This is a genomic window from Rathayibacter tanaceti (genome assembly GCF_009834165.1).
GTDB lineage: Bacteria > Actinomycetota > Actinomycetes > Actinomycetales > Microbacteriaceae > Rathayibacter > Rathayibacter tanaceti.
Genome location: NZ_CP047186.1, coordinates 2,473,118 through 2,489,326, shown reverse-complemented (window position 1 = coordinate 2,489,326; position 16,209 = coordinate 2,473,118). Strand labels below are relative to the sequence as shown.

The following is a 16,209-nucleotide window of genomic DNA, read 5'->3' as shown; positions in this document are numbered from 1 at the left end:
AAGCGCGCTCGGCGCGGAATGGGAATGCAGCGTGGATCTCTTCGAATACCAGGCCCGTGATCTGTTCGAGAAGTACGGCGTCCCCGTGCTCCCGGGCATCGTCGCCGATACGCCCGAGGAGGTGCGCGCCGCCGCTGAGAAGCTGGGCGGCGTCACCGTGGTCAAGGCGCAGGTGAAGATCGGCGGCCGCGGCAAGGCCGGCGGCGTCAAGGTCGCGAAGTCCCCGGAGGACGCGTTCGCCGCGGCACAGTCGATCCTCGGCCTCGACATCAAGGGCCACGTCGTGAAGCGCGTGATGGTCGCCGGCGGTGCGCGCATCGACCGCGAGTTCTACTTCTCGGTGCTGCTCGACCGGGCCAACCGCTCCTACCTCTCGCTCACCTCCTACGAGGGCGGCATGGAGATCGAGCAGCTCGCCGTCGAGCGCCCCGACGCCCTCGCGCGCGTCGAGGTGGTCCCCGGCCAGGGCATCGGCCTGGCCAAGGCCGAGGAGATCGCCCGCGCGGCGAAGTTCCCGGAGGAGCTGATCGCCAAGGTCGCCCCGGTCCTGGTGAAGCTGTACGACGTCTACACCGGCGAGGACGCCACGCTCGTCGAGGTGAACCCGCTCGTCCTGACCGAGGAGGGCGACATCGTCGCGCTCGACGGCAAGGTCTCGCTCGACGAGAACGCCGGTTTCCGCCACGCCGAGCACGCCGCGCTCGAGGACAAGGACGCCGCCGACCCGCTCGAGGCGAAGGCCAAGGCGAGCGACCTCAACTACGTCAAGCTCGACGGCGAGGTCGGCATCATCGGCAACGGAGCCGGCCTGGTCATGTCGACCCTCGACGTCGTCGCCTACGCCGGAGAGAAGCACAGCGGCGTGAAGCCGGCGAACTTCCTCGACATCGGCGGCGGGGCCTCCGCCCAGGTGATGGCGAACGGCCTCGACGTGATCCTCGGCGACGAGCAGGTCAAGAGCGTCTTCGTCAACGTCTTCGGCGGCATCACCGCGTGCGACGCGGTCGCCAACGGCATCCTCCAGGCGCTCGAGATCCTCGGAGACACGGCCACCAAGCCGCTCGTCGTCCGCCTCGACGGCAACAAGGTGGAGGAGGGCCGCGCGATCCTCCAGGCCGCCGCCAACCCGCTCATCACGCTCGCCGCGACCATGGACGAGGGCGCCGACAAGGCCGCCGAACTCGCCGCCGCGTAACGGACCCGACGACTCAAGGAATCAGAGAACAAGCATGTCGATCTTCCTCACCAAGGACTCCAAGGTCATCGTCCAGGGCATCACCGGCGGCGAGGGCACCAAGCACACCGCGCTGATGCTCAAGGCCGGCACGAACGTCGTCGGCGGCGTCAATGCGCGCAAGGCCGGCACGACCGTCACCCACGGCGATGTCGAGCTCCCCGTCTTCGGCACGGTGAAGGAGGCGATGGCGGCCACCGGCGCCGACGTCTCCATCGCGTTCGTGCCGCCCGCCTTCTCGAAGGACGCCGTCATCGAGGCGATCGACGCCGAGATCGGCCTCCTCGTCGTCATCACCGAGGGCATCCCGGTGCAGGACTCGGCCGAGTTCTGGGCGTACGCGCAGGAGAAGGGGAACAAGACCCGGATCATCGGCCCGAACTGCCCCGGCATCATCACGCCGGGCGAGTCGCTCGTGGGCATCACCCCCGCGACGATCACCGGCAAGGGCCCGATCGGCCTCGTCTCGAAGTCGGGAACCCTGACCTACCAGATGATGTACGAGCTGCGCGACCTGGGCTTCTCGACCGCCATCGGCATCGGCGGAGACCCGATCATCGGCACGACGCACATCGATGCGCTCGCCGCGTTCGAGGCCGACCCCGAGACCAAGGCGATCGTGATGATCGGCGAGATCGGCGGCGACGCCGAGGAGCGCGCGGCCGACTTCATCAAGGCGAACGTCACTAAGCCCGTCGTCGGCTACGTCGCGGGCTTCACCGCTCCCGAGGGCAAGACGATGGGCCACGCCGGCGCGATCGTCTCCGGCTCGGCCGGGACCGCGCAGGCCAAGAAGGAGGCCCTTGAGGCCGCGGGCGTGAAGGTCGGCAAGACGCCGTCCGAGACGGCCGACCTGCTCCGCGAGGTGTACGCGGCGCTCTAGCCCGCACGCCTCCTCGCGAGACCGTCGGAACGGACGGTGCCACCTGCTGAGGCGGGCCGCACCGTCCGTTCGGTCGTGGTGGCGGGCCCGGGCGGAGTAGCGTCGTGCCGTGACCCGCCGCCTCGGACTCGACCTGCTGACCTTCGTCCCGTACCCGGAGGGTCCCGAGCTGCCGGGCGACGCGGCGCGCAGCCTCGAGGACGGGCTCGCCCTCCTCAAGCTCGCCGAGGAGCTCGGCTACGACACCGGCTGGGTGAGGGTGCGGCACTTCGAGCGCTACCTCGCGTCTCCGATGACCTTCTTCGCCGCCGCCTCCCAGCGCACCCGCCGCCTCCGCCTGGGCACAGCCGTGATCGGCGCTCGCTACGAGTCGCCCGTGCGGCTGGCGGAGGACGCGGCGACGGTCGACCTGCTCTCGGGCGGACGTCTGGAGCTCGGCGTGAGCAGCGGCTTCGCGCACCTCGCCTCGGTCTTCGACGGTGTCTTCGGCCAGGCCGAGCGCGACTTCCGTGCGGAGGCGCAGGAGCGCATCGTCCGCCTCCGCGAGGCGCTCTCGGGCGCGACCCTCGGCATCGCCGAGTCCGCACTGATGTCAGTCCCGGTCGGCGCGCCGCTCGTGCAGCAGCCCCATGCGCCGGGTCTGGCCGACCGACTCTGGTACGGAGCGGGCACGGTCACCTCCGCGGTGCGCGCCGGCGAGCAGGGGCTGCACCTCCAGGTGTCGACGCTCAACACGGAGGAGACCGGTCTGCCGTTCGCCGAGCAGCAGGCCGTGCAGATCCGCGCCTACCGCGAGGCGTTCGCCGCAGCGCATCCCGACCGCGCCTCGCGGGTCACCGCCGGCCGCATCGTGCTGCCCCTGCTCGACTCGGCCGACGAGGAGGCGCACCGCCCCTTCATCGAGGGCTACCTCGCCCGGATGGACGACGACGGCCGCCCCCGCACCGCCGACCGCTCGATCATCACGGCGCCGATGCGCTTCAGCCCGCTGCACATCGGTACTCCCGAGCAGATCGTCGCCTCGCTCGCGGCCGACCCGGCCCTCGCCGCGGCGGATTCGCTCACGATCACGCTGCCGGCGGTGGGTGGCGTGGAGTCGCATCGGCGAATCCTCCGCGCCGTCGCCGAGAGCATCGCTCCGCGACTGGGCTGGACGCCCGCTACGTGAGCCGCACCGGATCCGTGCCCGGGATCTCCTGCGGCGCGCCCCTAGCCTGCCTCCGAGCGAGCCGCCGCTAGGCTCGTCAGGCCCATGAACCGGATCACCGTCGCCCTCCTCGCCGCCTTCGATGCCGCGCTGTCGGCGCTGATCGGTCTCGCGATCCCCCTCGTCCCGCTGGCCCTCCTCTGGGCCGTGCAGTACGACACGACGATCGACTTCGGCGTGTTCTGGCGGGTCGCCGCCGACTCCTGGCTGCTTGGCCACGGAGCCGATCTGCGGGCGGGCCTCGCCCCCGACTCCGCCCTCGCGCTCGGGCTGCCCGGCGGAACGGAGCGGTTCGCGGTGACGATCGCGCCGCTGGCGTTCTCGCTGCTCACCCTGCTCCTTGGCGCGCGCACCGGACGGCGTGCTCAGGAGTCGCCGTTCCGCGCGATCGGCGTCGGCATCGCGATCGGCACGTACCTCCTCGTTTCGCTGCTCGTCACGCTCGGCGCGGCCGATGCCTCGGCGAGCATCGACCCGGTGCAGGGGATCCTGCTGCCCCCGCTCGTCTTCGCGCTCGGCGTGCTGATCGGCGCCGCACTGCACTCGGCGCGTAGCGGCGAGCCCGATCGCCTCGGCGACCTCGCGGGTGAGACCCTCCACCGCCTCCCCGAGCCGGTTCCCGGTCTCCTGGTCGTCTCGCTGCGTGGAGGTGCTCTGGCCGCAGCCGGGGTCGTCGGCTCCGCGGCGCTGCTCGTCGCTGTCCTGCTGATCCTCGACTACAGCTCGGTCGTCGCCCTCTACGAGAGCCTGGGGGCCGAGGCGCTCGGCGGCCTCGTGGTGACGCTGGGGCAGCTGGCGTTCCTCCCGAACCTCGTGATCTGGGCGGCGAGCTGGCTGATCGGCCCGGGTTTCGCACTCGGCACAGGCTCCTCCGTCAGCGCGGCTGGCACGCTCCTCGGACCGATCCCGTCGATCCCGGTCCTCGCCGCGCTTCCTCAGGGGAGCTCCGCCTTCGGATTCCTCGGGCTGCTGGTGCCTCTGCTGGCGGGCTTCGTCGCCGGTTGGCGACTGCGCTCAAGCGTGATGGACGCACTCGACGGGCGCTCGCTGCTGCGCTGGGGTGCGGCCGCGGCGGGCGGGATCGGCGTGGTCGGCGGCCTGCTCCTGGGCCTGCTCGCCTGGTTCTCGGGCGGAGCGGCGGGGCCGGGGCGCCTCGTGCAAATCGGTCCCGACCCGTGGGCGGTCGGAGCCGTCGCGGCCCTTGAGCTCGCGCTCGCAGCCGGGCTGGGTCTCGCGGCCGGGCGGAGCGGGCGCGGCTGACCCGAGCAGGGGCCTCCTCTAGACTTGCGCAGTGCTGAAGTTGGTCGTGCTCCTCTCCGGCGGCGGATCGAACCTCCGCGCTCTGCTGGACGCCACCGGCGACGAGGGCTTCCCGGCCCGTGTCGTCGCGGTCGGCAGCGACACCGATGCCGAGGGCTTCCGTCACGCCGAGGAACACGGAGTCCCGGCCTTCACGGTCCCGCCGCGCGACTTCGGCTCCCGCGACGAGTGGGGCGCCGCCCTGCTCGAGCGCATCCGGGAGTGGCAGCCCGACCTCGTCGTCTGCGCCGGCTTCATGCGGATCCTGCCTCCCGTCGTCGTCGACGCGCTCAGCCCGCGGATGATCAACACCCACCCCGCGCTGCTGCCTCTGTACCCCGGTGCTCACGCCGTGCGCGACGCCCTCGCCGCAGGCGCCACCGAGACCGGCGTCACCGTGCACGTCATCGACACCGGAGTCGACACCGGCCCGATCATCGCGCAGGAGAGCCTCGCCGTGTTCCCCGGCGAGAGCGAGGCCGCTCTGCACGAGCGCATCAAGACCATCGAGCGACGCCTGCTGGTGCAGACGGTGCTCGACATCGCCCACGGAACCGTCGACCTCGAGGAGCTCGCCCGCGCATGAGCATCACCGCCCACGACCCCAGCAGCTACGACGACCGCGACCTGGTCCCCGTCCGCCGGGCGCTGATCTCGGTCAGCGACAAGACCGACCTGCTCGAGCTCGGAGCGGCGCTCGCCGCGGCCGGGATCGAGCTGGTCTCGACCGGCTCCACCGCGGCTGCCCTCCGCGACGCCGGCCACGAGGTCACCGACGTCTCGACCGTCACCGGGTTCCCGGAGTCGCTCGACGGCCGCGTGAAGACGCTGCACCCGGCCGTGCACGCGGGTATCCTCGCCGATCTCCGCCTCTCCTCGCACCGCGAGCAGCTGGAGCGGCTCGACATCGCCGCCTTCGAGCTGGTCGTGGTCAATCTCTACCCGTTCCGTGAGACGGTCGCGGGCGGCGCCGACGCGGCGACGGTCGTCGAGAACATCGACATCGGCGGGCCGGCTCTGGTGCGCGCCTCCGCGAAGAACCACGCGAACGTGGCGGTCGTGGTCGACCCGGTCGACTACTCCGGAGTCGTCTCGGCGCTCGCCGCCGGCGGCACGACCCTCGCCGCCCGCCGCACCCTGGCGGCGCGCGCCTTCGCGCACACCGCGGCCTACGACTCCGCCGTCGCCTCGTGGTTCGCCGGGCAGGAGGCAGCCGAGGGCGTCGAGGGCTCCATCGAGATCCGCGGCACCCTGCAGCAGGTCCTGCGCTACGGCGAGAACTCGCACCAGAAGGCCGCGCTCTACGTGTCTCCGGACGGCACCGGCATCGCGCAGGCGACGCAGCTGCACGGCAAGGAGATGTCGTACAACAACTACGTCGACGCCGACGCGGCCGTCCGCGCCGCCTACGACTTCGTGCTCCCCGCCGTCGCGATCATCAAGCACGCGAACCCCTGCGGCATCGCCATCGCGAGCGCCAAGGCCATCGACCCGATCGCCTCCGCCCACCGCCGCGCCCACGAGTGCGACCCGGTGTCGGCGTTCGGAGGCGTCATCGCCGCGAACCGGCCCGTGACCCTCGCCATGGCTGAGACGGTCAAGGAGATCTTCACCGAGGTGCTGGTCGCGCCCGGCTTCGAACCCGAGGCGCTCGAGGTGCTGAAGACCAAGAAGAACCTGCGGCTGCTGCAGCTGCCCGACTTCTTCGCGCCCGTCGAACGCGAGTTCAAACAGATCTCGGGAGGCGTTCTGCTGCAGGAGCCGGACCGCTTCACCGGCGGCCCGGGCGAGGTGAGCTCCGATTGGCAGCTCGTCGCCGGCGACGCTGCCGACGCCGAGACGCTCCTCGACCTCGAGTTCGCGTGGAAGGCCTGCCGCGCGGTCAAGTCGAACGCGATCCTGCTGGCCAAGGGCGGTGCCTCGGTCGGGGTCGGCATGGGCCAGGTGAACCGCGTCGACTCCTGCCACCTCGCTGTCACCCGCGCCGGCGAGCGTGCATCCGGGTCCGTCGCCGCCTCCGACGCCTTCTTCCCGTTCGCCGACGGCCTCGAGGTGCTCCTGGCGGCGGGCGTCACGGCGGTCGTCCAGCCCGGGGGGTCGGTGCGCGACGCGGAGGTCGTCGAGGCGGCCGTGCGCGCGGGGATCACGATGTACACCACGGGGGAGCGGCACTTCTTCCACTGAGCGCGGTGCGCCGGGCGTCACCGCCGGCCTCGCCCGGGGAGCGGCTCCCGCGGTGGTTCCGGTCGAGACTCGAGCTGCGGTCGTCGCGCTCGAGTACCGCGATGTCTGAGGAGTGGGCGCGGCGGCGTGCGGCGGGCGCACAGAGCGGACGGCTCTCAGGCCGCTGCAAGGCCTCCGACAGCCGGGCGGGAGGCGTGAGCGCGTAGGGTCGCCGGGTGCCTTCCGACTCCACCCCAGACCCCATTCCGGACTCCGCGACCGCTTCCCGCCCTGCCGCCCTCGCGCAGCAGCGCGCGCCGGGTCTCGGCCGCCGTCTCCTCGTCGCGCTCGCCGCCGCTGCCGCCACGGCGTTCGTCGCGCACCTGGCGAATCTCCTCGCGTTCTTCATCGGCAATCAGCTCCAGCCCACGTCGATCCCGCAGGTGAACGCCTACTTCCTGCTCTCGAGCGTGCTCGGCCTGGTAGTGGTGTTCGCGCTCGCCGTCGCCGGCCTCCTCGGCCGCGTGTGGATTGCCGCGCTCGCGGGTCTGGTCGCGGGCGCGATCGGAGCCGTCTTCGGCACGCTCGTGCAGGCCAGCGCCACCGGGAGCGCCATCACCGGGGAGGTGTGGGCGTCGATCTTCGCGACTTTCGGCGGACTCAACCTCGTCCTCCTCCTCGCCTTCACTGTCTCGGCCGCGACCGTCGGCCACCGGGTCTGGAGGCGCTTCTCCGCGCCGACCGGACCGATCGCTCCGACCGCGCGACGCATCGCCCTCGTCCGCGCCCCCGCGGCGGACCTCTCGGTCGGAGAGCTCACCCACCTCGAGCGCGTGCCCGTCGACCAGGCCCGCGCTCAGCAGCAGTGGGAGGCGTACGTCGACCTGCTCGAGCGCGCGGGCTGGGAGACCGTCGAGGCGCCGGCGGCGCCGGCGATGGCCGACTCCGTGTTCGTCGAGGACGCCGTCGTCGTCTTCGGCGAGCACGCTGTGCTCGCCCGCTCGGGAGCCGAGTCCCGCCGGGGCGAGCTCGACGGAGCCGAGGAGGCGGTCCGCGCCCTGGATCTCACGGTGCACCGGATCGAGGAACCGGGCACCCTCGACGGCGGCGACGTACTCAAGGTCGGCGCGACGGTCTACGTCGGACGCGGCGGCCGCACCAACGCCGCAGGAGTCGAGCAGCTGCGCTCGATCCTCCGCCCGCTCGGTCTCACCGTCGTCGCCGTGCCGCTGACGAGAGTCCTGCACCTCAAGAGCGCCGTGACAGCTCTGCCCGACGGCACCGTCATCGGCTGGGAGCCGGTCGTCGACGAGCCGCGACTGTTCCCCTCCTTCCTGCCGATGCCCGAGGAGCCGGGTGCCCATGTCGTCGTCCTCGACCCCGACACCCTGCTGATGGCCGCCTCCGCGCCGCGGAGCGCAGAGCTGCTGCGGAGCCTGGGGTACCGCGTTCTCACCGTGGACATCTCGGAGTTCGAGAAGTTGGAGGGCTGCGTCACCTGTCTCTCGGTGCGGGTGCGCTGACGTCCCTCTGGACGCGCTGCGGCGCGGCGGTATAGCCTCTAAGGCTGCCCTCGGCCGATCGGCCCGGCGGCGCTCCCGCCCTCCACCCGCTGCCCGTGGGGAGGCTCCGTTCCGTCCTGAAAGCGCTGCACCGTGTCCGCACCCGCCCGCCCGTCCGCAGGCACTCCCGCCCAGAAGCGTCCCAGCACGGCCCGCTCGCTGCGGCGCCTCGTCCCCTTCGTCGGTGACGCCGTGCCGCGGCTGGCCGGGGGCATCGCGATCGCGCTCGTGGCGAGTCTGGTCTCGCTCGCGATCCCGATCGTGTTGCAGCGGCTGGTCGACGGACCGCTGGGCGACGGCGCGACGGCCGCGGGCTCCGGCGACCTCGCCCCGCTGATCGGGCCGGTCGCGGTCGTGCTGGTGCTCGGGATCGTCGAGGCCGGGGCGATCGCGCTGCGGCGGCGGATGGTGCTCACCCCCAGCACGCGCATCGAGGCGCGGATGCGCTCGGCGCTCTACCGTCAGCTGCAGGACCTCCCGGTCTCGTTCCACGACCGCTGGCAGAGCGGGCAGCTGCTGTCCCGCGCGATGAGCGATCTCAGCCTCATCCGGCGCTGGATCGCCTTCGGTTTCGTGCTGCTGGTCGTCAACGCGCTGACGATCGTCGTCGGATTCGGCGTCCTCGTCTCGTGGAATCCGATCCTCGGCCTCCTCTTCGTCGTCTGCTCGGTCCCCGTCTGGATCTACGGGTTCGCCTTCGAGAAGCGCTACTCGAGCATTGCGCGGCGGAGCCAGGACCAGGCCGGTGACCTCGCCACGACCGTCGAGCAGTCGGTGCACGGCATCCGGGTACTGAAGGCGTTCGGCCGGCACCAGCATGCGCTCGAGAACTTCACCGGGCAGGCCGAGAAGCTGCGCGGCACTGAGCTCGATAAGGCCCGCGCCATCGCCGGGATCTGGCTGGTGCTGCTGCTCGTGCCCGACGTCGCCTTCGCGCTCTGCCTCCTCGGCGGGGTCTGGCTCGCGGCGGCCGGGCAGCTCAGCGTCGGCGAGCTCTTCGCCTTCTTCGCCACCGCGACCGTGCTGCGCTGGCCGGTCGAGTCGATCGGCTTCCTCCTGTCGATGACCTTCGACACCCGCACGGCCGTCGACCGCTACTTCGAAGTCATGGACAGCCGGAACACGATCACCGATCCGGAGCAGCCGGAGACGATCGCACAGCCGCGCGGGCGTGTCCGCTTCCGCGACGTGCACTTCCGCTACCAGGACGCCCCCGAGAGCGCCCGCGACCTGCTCGACGGCGTCGATCTCGAGGTCGAGCCGGGAGAGACGATGGCGCTCGTGGGCATCACCGGCTCCGGCAAGACGACGTTCACCGCCCTCCTCCCGCGCCTCTACGACGTCACCGGCGGGGTGATCGAGCTCGACGGCGTCGACATCCGCCGCCTCCGCCGCGACGAGCTGCGCTCGCACATCGGCATGGCGTTCGAGGATGCGACGCTGTTCTCCACCTCCGTGCGCGAGAACGTTCTGCTCGGCCGTCCGGACGCGACCGAGGAGGAACTGCTCGAGGCGCTGGACATCGCGCAGGCCGGCTTCGTGCACCGCCTCCCCGACGGCCTCGACACCCTGGTAGGGGAGGAGGGGATGAGCCTCTCCGGAGGACAGCGCCAGCGCCTCGCCCTCGCCCGCGCCATCGCCGCGCGTCCGTCGGTGCTCGTGCTCGACGATCCGCTCTCCGCCCTCGACGTCGACACGGAGGCGCGCGTCGAGGCGGGCCTGCGGCGCGTCCTCGGCGACACCACCGCGATTATCGTCGCCCACCGCCCCTCGACGGTGGCGCTGGCCGATCGCGTGGCGCTCCTCGAGGAGGGGCGCGTCACCGCTGTCGGCACCCACAGCGAACTCCTCGCGAACAGCCCGCATTACCGCTTCGTCATCTCGAGCCTCGAGGAGGACGAGCTGACCCGCCCGGTCGGCGTCGTGCGCATCGGCTCGCGGCCGGCCAGCGATCATGAGGCACGATCATGAGCACGCTCGGCACGACCGAGGAGCGCGACGACCTCAGCAGAGCGGAGTCGTCCGCGCTGCGCCGCCGCTCGCTCCGGCTCCTCGGCTCGCTGCTGCGCCCGCTCCGGCTGCGGCTGATGCTCACCGCGGTCGTGGTTGTCGTCGCGACGGCGGCGCAGGTCGCCGGGCCGGCGCTCATCGCGGCAGGCATCGACAATGGCCTGCCTGCGGTGCTGCGCGGTGACGGCACTCCGCTCGCCCTGACGGTGGGCGCCTACCTGCTCACGGGCGTCGTCGGCGCTGTGCTCGTCGCCTGGTACACCGTGCTCTCGGCGCGCGTCAGCCAGGCGATCCTGATCGACCTGCGTAAGCGCGTCTTCCTGCATACCCAGAAGCTGAGCCTCGAGTTCCACGAGAGCTACACCTCCGGACGGATCATCTCGCGACAGACGAGCGACCTCGATTCGATCCGCGAGCTGCTCGACTCCGGGATCAACCAGCTCGTGCAGGGCGCGCTCTACATGGGTTTCGTGGCGATCGCGCTCGTCTCGCTGGACGGGGTCAGCGGCCTCGTCCTCGCCTGCTCCCTGGTGCCGCTCGCGCTCCTCACCCGGTGGTTCCAGAAGCGGTCGCAGGCGCTGTTCCGCGGCACCCGCGTCGCCTCGTCCCGGCTCATCGTGCAGTTCGTGGAGTCGATGACGGGGATCCGCGCCGTGCAGACGTTCCGTACGCAGAAGCGCAACGAGACGGTCTTCGGCGCGGTCGTCGAGCAGTACCGGCTCGCCTACAAGCGGGTCTTCGGAGTCTTCGGCACCTTCGATCCCGGACTGGTGCTGATCGGCAACGTGACTGTCGCCGCTGTGCTGTTCATCGGCGGCGTCCGCGTGCTCGACGGAGGGCTCGAGATCGGCGCGCTGCTGGCGGTCCTGCTCTACACCAGGCGTTTCTTCGACCCGGTCGAAGAGATGGCGATGTTCTACAACTCCTATCAGTCGGCGGCCGCTGCGCTCGAGAAGATCTCGGGCGTGCTGGCCGAGGAGCCGAGCGTCCCGGATCCGACGCGGCCGATCGACCTGCGGCAGGCGCGCGGGCGGCTCGGCTTCGAGGGCGTCCGCTTCGCGTACGCCACCGATCGGGAGGTGTTGCCGCGGTTCGACCTCGACATCCCTGCCGGGCAGACCATCGCGCTCGTCGGCTCGACCGGCGCGGGCAAGACGACTCTCGCCAAGCTCATCTCGCGCTTCTACGACCCGAGCGGCGGAGTCGTCACCCTCGACGGCGTCGATCTGCGGCAGCTGCACCCGAAGGATCTGCGCCGCGCGATCGTGATGGTGACGCAGGAGGCGTACCTGTTCTCGGGATCCGTCGCCGATAACATCGCGATCGGCCGGCCCACCGCCTCCTACGACGAGATCGTTCGGGCGGCCCAGGCCGTGGGCGCGCACGAGTTCATCGAGGCGCTGCCCGACGGCTACGACACCGACGTGAACAAGCGGGGCGGCCGCGTGTCGGCCGGCCAGCGGCAACTGATCTCCTTCGCCCGCGCGTTCCTGGCGGATCCGGCGGTGCTCATCCTCGACGAGGCGACCTCGTCGCTCGACATCCCGAGCGAGAGGCTGGTACAGCAGGGCCTCCAGACGCTCCTGGCCGACCGCACGGCGGTGATCATCGCCCACCGCCTGTCGACGGTCGCCATCGCCGACCGCGTGCTGGTGATGGAGCACGGCCGCATCGTCGAGGACGGCACCCCGGAGGCGCTGATCGCCGGCGAGGGCCGCTTCGCCACCCTGCACGCGGCCTGGCGCGACTCGCTGGTCTGACTGCGGCGCCATCCGCCTCCGCGTCGCGTCCCCGAGCCGGAGGACCGTGTGCGCCCCGCAGATCGGGTCGCCCCCGCGGACGCCCCCGCGGTCAGGGCCGCCAGAGGGCGGCACGCACGTCGACGCGGTAGCCGTTCGGAGTGACGACGAGCGGCGTCCCCTCCCGCTCGTACTCGACCCGGGCTCGCTCCTCGTGACCGACCGGAGGCGCCCCGCCGGAGCGCACCACGCGCCACCATGCGACCTCCGCACCGTAGCGCGCCATCACCGTGCCCACCGCTCTGGCCGCTCGAGTGCCGAGCATCGCCGCGACGTCGCCGTAGGCCATCACGTGTCCGACCGGGATCGACCCGACCACGTCCAAGACGGCGGAGACGAAGTCGAGCGGCCCCGGCTCGTCTCTCGCGACGTCGAGAGCAGGAGCGCGCGTACCCGGAGGCTGAGCGGTCAGAGCCTCAGCGCCCCGATGTTCTCGCCGTATTGCGTCTCGCCGACGACCTCGAAGCCGATCCAGCGGAAGAACTGCTCGGGCCCGTCTTCGCCCGACTCCCAGACCACGGTGAGGGTGTCGAAGCCGCGAGCGCGCGCCTCGTCTGCGGTCGCGCGCACGGCGAAGGTGCCGACTCCGCGGCCCTGCTTCGCGGCGTCGATGTTGATGCGCCAGATGCAGCTGCGGAACTCCTCGGCCGCCTCCGGGTCGAAGTGCGCGTGGATGAAGCCGACGAGCTCGTCGCCGTCCAGCACGGCGCGCTGCCACGAGGCACCCGGATCGATCACCGCTGCGGCCGCAGAGTACGACACCGGCGCGATGAATTGCTCCTGTCCGGGTTTGAGGCTCAGCCCGTTGACGGCGGAGATGTTCGAGGCGGACAGCTCTTCCAGACGGAGGTCACTCATGGCGTCAATCTACCGGCACGATGCTCGGGCGGGAATCATCCTGGCGGCCGACACCGGGCGGCACAGAGCCGCCCCGGGGACGGCCCGGTGAAGTCTCTCGACATCGAGACAGTTGAGTGCTCGGGTAGGCTGGGTCGAGGCCATCCGGAGCGGTGCAGAGCCGCCCGTCCCGCACAGGTGCGGGGTCATCGACACCATGGGAGAGCAATGTCCAAGATCAAGGTTGAGGGAACGGTCGTCGAGCTCGACGGCGACGAGATGACGCGGATCATCTGGCAGAAGATCAAGGACACCCTCATCCACCCGTACCTCGACGTGAACCTCGAGTACTACGACCTCGGCATCGAGTACCGCGACGAGACGGACGACCAGGTCACGATCGACGCGGCGCACGCCATCCAGAAGCACGGCGTCGGTGTCAAGTGCGCGACGATCACGCCCGACGAGGCCCGCGTCGAGGAGTTCGGCCTGAAGAAGATGTGGAAGTCGCCGAACGGCACGATCCGCAACATCCTCGGCGGCGTCATCTTCCGCGAGCCGATCATCATCTCGAACATCCCCCGACTCGTGCCGGGCTGGAACAAGCCGATCATCATCGGTCGTCACGCGTTCGGCGACCAGTACCGCGCGACCGACTTCGTCTTCAAGGGGAAGGGCACGCTCACTGTCGAGTTCACCCCCGAGGACGGCTCCGAGCCGATGAGGTTCGAGGTCTACAAGGCACCCGACGACGGCATCGCGCAGGTCCAGTACAACCAGGATGCGTCGATTCGCGACTTCGCGCGCTCATCGCTCAACTACGGCCTCTCGCGCAACTATCCGGTCTACCTCTCGACCAAGAACACGATCCTCAAGGCCTACGACGGCCGCTTCAAGGACATCTTCGAGGAGATCTTCGAGACCGAGTTCAAGGAGCGCTTCGACGCCGCGGGCCTCACCTACGAGCACCGCCTCATCGACGACATGGTCGCCTCCGCGATGAAGTGGGAGGGCGGGTACGTCTGGGCCTGCAAGAACTACGACGGCGACGTCCAGTCCGACACCGTCGCGCAGGGCTTCGGCTCGCTCGGCCTGATGACCTCGGTCCTCTCCACACCCGACGGCAGCGTCGTCGAGGCGGAGGCGGCGCACGGCACCGTGACGCGCCACTACCGCCAGCACCAGGCGGGCAAGCCCACCTCGACCAACCCGATCGCTTCGATCTACGCCTGGACGCGCGGCCTCGCGCACCGCGGCAAGCTCGACGGCAACCAGGAGCTCATCGACTTCTCGCTGACGCTCGAGGACGTGGTCATCACGACGGTCGAGTCCGGCAAGATGACGAAGGACCTCGCTCTGCTCGTCGGCCCCGACCAGAGCTGGCAGACGACCGAGGAGTTCCTCGCGACCCTCGACGAGAACCTGCAGGCCCGCATGTCCGCCTGATCTCCGGCTCTCGGACACCCGTTCGGCTCGCAGTGATCCTCGGATCCTGCGAGCCGAACGTGTTTCTGCGGGCCGGGAGCGCCGAGGTCAGAGCGCCCGGGCGAGCGCGGTCATCGCCACTGTCGCGTCGGGCCCCGACGGGATCAGCACGACGCTCGATGCTCCGGCCGCATGCAACTCGGCAATGCGTGTTCGGGCGTCGTCCGGCGTGCCGACGACCGCCAGTTGGTCGACCCACTCATCGGGCATGCCGCGCGAGAAGGCGGTGCGGTCCGCGCTCGCCGCGCGCAGCCGGGCAAACTCCTCCGCGAACGGCAGCGGTTCGATGTGGGGCGCCCAGTCGGGCTCACCGATCCACTCCAGCCCGTGGCGCACCGCGTCCCGCGCGGTGGTGGCCTCGTCGTCGACCGCCGCCACCGAATAGGCGACGAGGCGTCCCGCCGTCGCCATGTGCTCGCGGGCGCGGGCGAGGTACTCCGGAGTCACCGGTTCGGCCAGCACAGCCCCGTCGGCGATGCGGCCGGCGAGAGCCAACGACTTCGGCCCCCGGACTCCCGCCAGAAGCGGCGGCACGACCACGGGCGGCGACTCGAGCACGAGGTCGTCGACCTGCACGTAGCGTCCGGTGCGGCTGGTCCGCTCTCCCGAGAGCAGCGATCGGATCGTGTTGAACTGCTCCTCGAGCAGCGTGAGCGGACTCTGCGGCCAGACACCGAGGCCGCGCATCCAGTGCGGCATGCCGTGCCCGATCCCGGCGTGCAGGCGCCCGGGGAAGAGCTCGGCGAGAGTGCCGAGCTCCATCGCCGTGAAGGCCGCCGTGCGGACGGCGGCGGGCAGGATGCCGATGCCGACGACGATCCGCTCGGTCGCTGCGAGGACGGCTCCGGCCTGGGCGATGCCGCCGCGGAAGCCGAGGTCCTCGACGACCCAGAGCTCGTCGAAGCCGAGCGCTTCGGCGCGGCGCGCGTAGGCGAGGACCTCCGAGGCGGGGAGGTCGCGGGGAAGAAGGACGCCGACGGCAGTGGCGGAGGGAGCGCGCATCCGGTCAGCGTAGGGGATCCCCGGACGCGCAGCAGGGGCCCGCCCGCGCGGACGCGGACGGGCCCCTGCTGCGGCGGTCAGTCGGCAGCTGTCTCGCTGATCTGGACCTGCTCGGGACGGGCACTCGAGACGACCTCGATGCGTCGGGAGCGGGCCTTCTCGCTGACGGGGATGGTCACCGAGAGCACTCCGTTGTCGTAGGACGCGAAGATCCGCTCGGTGTCGACGCCCTGGCCGAGGCTGAGCTGGCGGACGAACGTGGCCGACTGGCGCTCCCGGGTGATCCAGGTGACGTCGTCGCCGCTGGCGACGGTCCGCTGCGCCCTGATGGTGAGCAGCTGACCGTCCACATCCACATCGACGGAGCCCGGGTCGATGCCGGGGAGGTCGGCGGTGAGGACGTAGTGGTCGCCGTCCCGGTAGAGGTCGATCGGCATACGGCGGGGCCCCTGGCCTGCACCGAGCAGGGCAGAGGCGACGCGGTCGAGTTCGCGGATGGGGTCGTAGGTGATGGCCATTGAGATCACTCCATTCGGTCGTGCAACGAAGAGTTCCAAGGGTTGAGCCGACTCGACTCAACTGCGACCAGATTAGCACTCGGCTGGCGAGAGTGCCAAAAATTTTCGTCCCCGATCCGGTCACTTCGTTACGTGCTCGTAACAAAGCTGGGCAAACGGGTTCGTAGGGTCGATTCTGTGTGAGAACCGATCCGGTTCCCAGCGAACGTG

At 70.9% G+C, this 16,209-nt stretch carries 14 protein-coding genes; 10 read left to right on the top strand and 4 right to left on the bottom strand.

Annotated elements, in window-relative coordinates; all coding sequences use genetic code 11:
• The first annotated feature begins 31 nt into the window (after window positions 1-31).
• From sucC to GSU10_RS11625, 9 genes are all read left to right on the top strand, one after another.
• Window positions 32-1,195 (top strand): ADP-forming succinate--CoA ligase subunit beta, encoded by a 1,164-nt coding sequence (gene sucC / locus GSU10_RS11665; RefSeq protein ID WP_068208659.1) that lies wholly within the window; start codon window positions 32-34, stop codon window positions 1,193-1,195.
• Window positions 1,196-1,229: 34 nt separating this feature from the next.
• The gene (gene sucD / locus GSU10_RS11660) at window positions 1,230-2,117 is read left to right on the top strand and encodes a succinate--CoA ligase subunit alpha (protein ID WP_068208658.1); all 888 of its coding nucleotides are present in this window, start codon (window positions 1,230-1,232) and stop codon (window positions 2,115-2,117) included.
• Window positions 2,118-2,226: 109 nt separating this feature from the next.
• On the top strand, window positions 2,227-3,285 hold the full coding sequence (locus GSU10_RS11655; protein WP_068208655.1) for an LLM class flavin-dependent oxidoreductase: 1,059 nt from the start codon (window positions 2,227-2,229) through the stop codon (window positions 3,283-3,285).
• An 84-nt stretch (window positions 3,286-3,369) separates the two neighbouring features.
• Entirely contained in the window at window positions 3,370-4,584 is a 1,215-nt protein-coding gene (locus GSU10_RS11650) for a cell division protein PerM (RefSeq protein WP_068208653.1), read from the top strand.
• 31 nt (window positions 4,585-4,615) lie between these two features.
• Entirely contained in the window at window positions 4,616-5,209 is a 594-nt protein-coding gene (gene purN, locus GSU10_RS11645) for a phosphoribosylglycinamide formyltransferase (protein WP_068208651.1), read from the top strand.
• Entirely contained in the window at window positions 5,206-6,807 is a 1,602-nt protein-coding gene (gene purH, locus GSU10_RS11640; protein WP_068208649.1) for a bifunctional phosphoribosylaminoimidazolecarboxamide formyltransferase/IMP cyclohydrolase, read from the top strand. Before purN ends, purH begins: the two co-directional genes overlap by 4 nt.
• A 215-nt stretch (window positions 6,808-7,022) precedes the next feature.
• Window positions 7,023-8,309 carry a dimethylargininase gene (gene ddaH / locus GSU10_RS15605; RefSeq protein WP_277871433.1) on the top strand — a complete coding sequence of 429 codons (1,287 nt, stop codon included), beginning with the start codon at window positions 7,023-7,025 and terminating at the stop codon, window positions 8,307-8,309.
• Between the two features lie 132 nt (window positions 8,310-8,441).
• On the top strand, window positions 8,442-10,319 hold the full coding sequence (locus GSU10_RS11630) for an ABC transporter ATP-binding protein (RefSeq protein ID WP_082844978.1): 1,878 nt from the start codon (window positions 8,442-8,444) through the stop codon (window positions 10,317-10,319).
• Entirely contained in the window at window positions 10,316-12,118 is a 1,803-nt protein-coding gene (locus GSU10_RS11625; protein ID WP_068208647.1) for an ABC transporter ATP-binding protein, read from the top strand. The genes GSU10_RS11630 and GSU10_RS11625 overlap by 4 nt, the downstream gene beginning before the upstream one ends.
• Before the next feature lie 91 nt (window positions 12,119-12,209).
• Here the strand turns inward: GSU10_RS11625 and GSU10_RS11620 are convergent, their stop codons facing one another.
• Both GSU10_RS11620 and GSU10_RS11615 read right to left on the bottom strand, forming a co-directional pair.
• Window positions 12,210-12,446, bottom strand: a complete 237-nt coding sequence (locus GSU10_RS11620) for an MGMT family protein (protein WP_241972910.1) — start codon at window positions 12,444-12,446, stop codon at window positions 12,210-12,212.
• A gap of 119 nt (window positions 12,447-12,565) precedes the next feature.
• Window positions 12,566-13,015, bottom strand: a complete 450-nt coding sequence (locus GSU10_RS11615; protein ID WP_068208642.1) for a GNAT family N-acetyltransferase — start codon at window positions 13,013-13,015, stop codon at window positions 12,566-12,568.
• Window positions 13,016-13,222: 207 nt separating this feature from the next.
• Between GSU10_RS11615 and GSU10_RS11610 the strand changes: the two genes are divergently transcribed.
• Window positions 13,223-14,440 (top strand): NADP-dependent isocitrate dehydrogenase, encoded by a 1,218-nt coding sequence (locus GSU10_RS11610; protein ID WP_068208639.1) that lies wholly within the window; start codon window positions 13,223-13,225, stop codon window positions 14,438-14,440.
• 87 nt (window positions 14,441-14,527) lie between these two features.
• On the opposite strand, the gene GSU10_RS11605 is transcribed toward GSU10_RS11610, so the two are convergent.
• Entirely contained in the window at window positions 14,528-15,481 is a 954-nt protein-coding gene (locus GSU10_RS11605; protein WP_068208638.1) for an LLM class flavin-dependent oxidoreductase, read from the bottom strand.
• A gap of 77 nt (window positions 15,482-15,558) precedes the next feature.
• Window positions 15,559-15,999 carry an Hsp20/alpha crystallin family protein gene (locus GSU10_RS11600; RefSeq protein ID WP_068208637.1) on the bottom strand — a complete coding sequence of 147 codons (441 nt, stop codon included), beginning with the start codon at window positions 15,997-15,999 and terminating at the stop codon, window positions 15,559-15,561.
• Window positions 16,000-16,209: the final 210 nt, after the last annotated feature.

What these genes read in the sequence shown, in the direction of transcription:
- sucD (WP_068208658.1), top strand. Translation starts at nt 1,230, where the DNA reads ATGTCGATCTTCCTCACCAAGGACTCCAAGGTCATCGTCCAGGGCATC.
- GSU10_RS11650 (WP_068208653.1), top strand. Translation starts at nt 3,370, where the DNA reads ATGAACCGGATCACCGTCGCCCTCCTCGCCGCCTTCGATGCCGCGCTG.
- purH (WP_068208649.1), top strand. Translation starts at nt 5,206, where the DNA reads ATGAGCATCACCGCCCACGACCCCAGCAGCTACGACGACCGCGACCTG.
- GSU10_RS11625 (WP_068208647.1), top strand. Translation starts at nt 10,316, where the DNA reads ATGAGCACGCTCGGCACGACCGAGGAGCGCGACGACCTCAGCAGAGCG.
- GSU10_RS11620 (WP_241972910.1), bottom strand. Translation starts at nt 12,446, where the DNA reads ATGGCCTACGGCGACGTCGCGGCGATGCTCGGCACTCGAGCGGCCAGA.
- GSU10_RS11615 (WP_068208642.1), bottom strand. Translation starts at nt 13,015, where the DNA reads ATGAGTGACCTCCGTCTGGAAGAGCTGTCCGCCTCGAACATCTCCGCC.
- GSU10_RS11610 (WP_068208639.1), top strand. Translation starts at nt 13,223, where the DNA reads ATGTCCAAGATCAAGGTTGAGGGAACGGTCGTCGAGCTCGACGGCGAC.
- GSU10_RS11605 (WP_068208638.1), bottom strand. Translation starts at nt 15,481, where the DNA reads ATGCGCGCTCCCTCCGCCACTGCCGTCGGCGTCCTTCTTCCCCGCGAC.
- GSU10_RS11600 (WP_068208637.1), bottom strand. Translation starts at nt 15,999, where the DNA reads ATGGCCATCACCTACGACCCCATCCGCGAACTCGACCGCGTCGCCTCT.